Source organism: Flavobacterium sp. (assembly GCF_043720215.1).
Classification (GTDB): Bacteria; Bacteroidota; Bacteroidia; order Flavobacteriales; family Flavobacteriaceae; genus Flavobacterium.
The window spans coordinates 1-2,617 of the sequence record NZ_JAYSSZ010000280.1 but is presented as its reverse complement, the minus strand read 5'-3'; the positions used below and the strand labels follow the sequence as shown (position 1 = coordinate 2,617).

Sequence of the window (2,617 nt, the reverse complement as noted above, 5' to 3'; positions counted from 1 at the left end):
AGTAGTGCTTCTGGAAATAACCAAGAGGAATTAGGTTCACGCGGATTTACTTTTAGCGGAAACAACACCTTCAAAAACGGAATTAGAATTAATGGTTCATTAATTCCTGAAGCAAGTTCATTAGAAAGTATCGAGGTTTTGAAAGGAAGCTCGGCTTTATTGTATGGAAATGTTGCTCCAGGGGGTGTTTTAAATTTAGTAACCAAAAAACCTAAGTTTTATAATGGTGGCGAAGTAAGTTTCCGTTTGGGTGAGTATGCTTTTTACAAACCTACAGTAGACGTTTACGGAAGTGTAAACAATAGTAATACATTGGCTTATAGAGTAATTACATCTTACGAAAAAGGTAATAGCTTTAGAAATGGTGTAGAAAGTGAACGATTTTATGTGAATCCTTCTTTTTTAATTGATTTCTCCGAAAAAACTTCTTTATTAATTGAAGGTGATTATACTAAAGACAGTCGCACACCCGATTTCGGATTAGCCGCTATCGATTATACTGTGGTCGCTTTACCTAGAAATACCTTTTTAAACTACAGTTGGGCACATTACAAAACGCTTCAAAATGGAGTAACTTCTACATTAACACATACTTTTAATGACAATTGGCAAGCAAAAGGAATTTTTTCTTACCAAGGTTTTGAAACTGATTTGCTATCAAGTTTACGTCCAAACTCAGGAAATACAAATCCAATTTCTCCAACAAATTTATTTAACAACTTAGTACAGTCAAACGGTGATTGGACTCGTGGAGTGCAAAAAATAACAGAGAAACAAGATTATGCTATTGCCGAAATCGATGTTACAGGAAAATTCAATACAGGAACTATAAAACATGCTATTTTATTAGGTAGTGATGCTGATAGAACTTCTGCAAATACAATTAACTATAGAAATATTTCTTCTTATGACAAGATTAATATTTTCAATTCAAGTGTAGTTATTACAAAAGACCCAAAGTATAAAGATGCTGAAATTCCAGTTATGGAATTAAGAAACACGGTGGTTGATTCTCAAATAAAAAGAGCTAGTTTATATATACAAGATTTTATAGAATTAACTTCAAAATTCAAAGCTTTAGTAGGTTTACGTTACAATTATCTAGAGCAAACTACTAGAACATTAACGCATAAAACTAATACTAACGAGATTACTAGCGATACACCTGTTGAAGTACACAATAACTTACTTACTTCTAAACTAGGATTAATTTACCAACCCACTACAACAAATACTTTATTTGCTAGTTATGCCGATTCGTTTGTTGTAAATGTAGGTACAGATAAATTTAAAAATCAGTTACCACATTCAACTTTAGATCAATATGAAGTAGGTTCTAAAAATGAATTTTTAAAAGGACATTTAACTGCAAATGTTACGGGATATTATATTAATTATAGCAATTTAGCACAAACCGATTTCTCTGATGGAAATACGTTAACAACCATCAAAGAACTAACAGGTTCTTATGCGAGCAAAGGTGTTGAAATTGACATTACTACTAATTACAATGGATTCAAAGTAATGGCGGGATATAGTTTTAACGAAACAAAATATACCAAAAGTAACATTTTTAATAAAGGAACTGAATTGCGTTTTGCACCAAAAAACACAGCAAATGCCAGTTTATTTTACACGTTCGACAGCTTTAAAGTAAAAGGTTTAGAAATAGGCGTTGCTTCTTCTTATGTAGGTAAACGTTTAGGTGGAAGATTGCGTCCGAACAATGCAATAACCCCAGCAGAATTAGCTAGAAAGCCAATTGTAACCGATGGTTTTTTACAATTTGACGCTTCTTTAGGGTACACTTTCAAAAATGTAAGTTTTAGAGCCAAATTATCAAACTTATCAAACGAAATCAATTACTATGTATACGATGACAATACGGTAACACCAATTGCACCACGAATGATTTCTACTATTTTATCGTATAAATTTTAATAAATTGCGAAAAAAAATGTTGCCTAAGGTTCTCAAAGGCAACATTTTTTTAAATTAAAAACTATGAACAAGCAAACATTTAGAAGTTTACATCGTGATTTAGGCTATTTTTATATCGGATTAATTATATCTTTTGCACTTTCAGGGATTTTAATGAATCACCGTGATTCTTGGCATCCTGAAGAGTATGACAATCAAACCAAAGAGATAACAGTAAAATTACCTTCCGAAGATAAAATTACCGAAGAATATGCTAAAGATTTCATCACACAATTTGGTATTACTGATGATTTTAGAAAACACAAAGTAAAAGGTGGTTCTTTACGAATCTCTTATAAAAATACTGATGTTGAAGTAGATCTAGCAACAGGGAAAGGCGAAATAGAAACCTATAAAAAAACGCCTATAATAAGTCATATGATGAAGTTGCACAAAAATACGTCTAACTGGTGGATTTATTATGGTGATATTTTCGGGTTGTCTTTAATTACAATTGCTATTACTGGAACCATTATGATTCCTGCTGGTAAGTTTTCTTTCAAAAAGAGAGGTTGGAAACTAGCTTTAGCTGGACTAATATTTCCTTTATTGATATTAATTTTATTGGGTTAAAATTTATATATTATACCGTTTAAACTTTAAAAAAAAACTGGGGTATTTATATAAAATATTGTCA

The 2,617-nt window shown here is 31.4% G+C and carries 2 protein-coding genes; both read left to right on the top strand.

What is annotated here, in order from left to right:
* Positions 1 to 1,941: TonB-dependent siderophore receptor (locus ACHZC3_RS12395; protein ID WP_394760183.1), on the top strand; the 1,941-nt coding region annotated here is incomplete at its 5' end.
* Between the two features lie 63 nt (positions 1,942 to 2,004).
* Positions 2,005 to 2,553, top strand: a complete 549-nt coding sequence (locus ACHZC3_RS12390) for a PepSY-associated TM helix domain-containing protein (RefSeq protein ID WP_394760181.1) — start codon at positions 2,005 to 2,007, stop codon at positions 2,551 to 2,553.
* Positions 2,554 to 2,617 lie beyond the last annotated feature (64 nt).

Bases quoted from the DNA above. Each gene is read 5' to 3' on its own strand.
- ACHZC3_RS12390 (WP_394760181.1), top strand. From the start codon at position 2,005: ATGAACAAGCAAACATTTAGAAGTTTACATCGTGATTTAGGCTATTTT.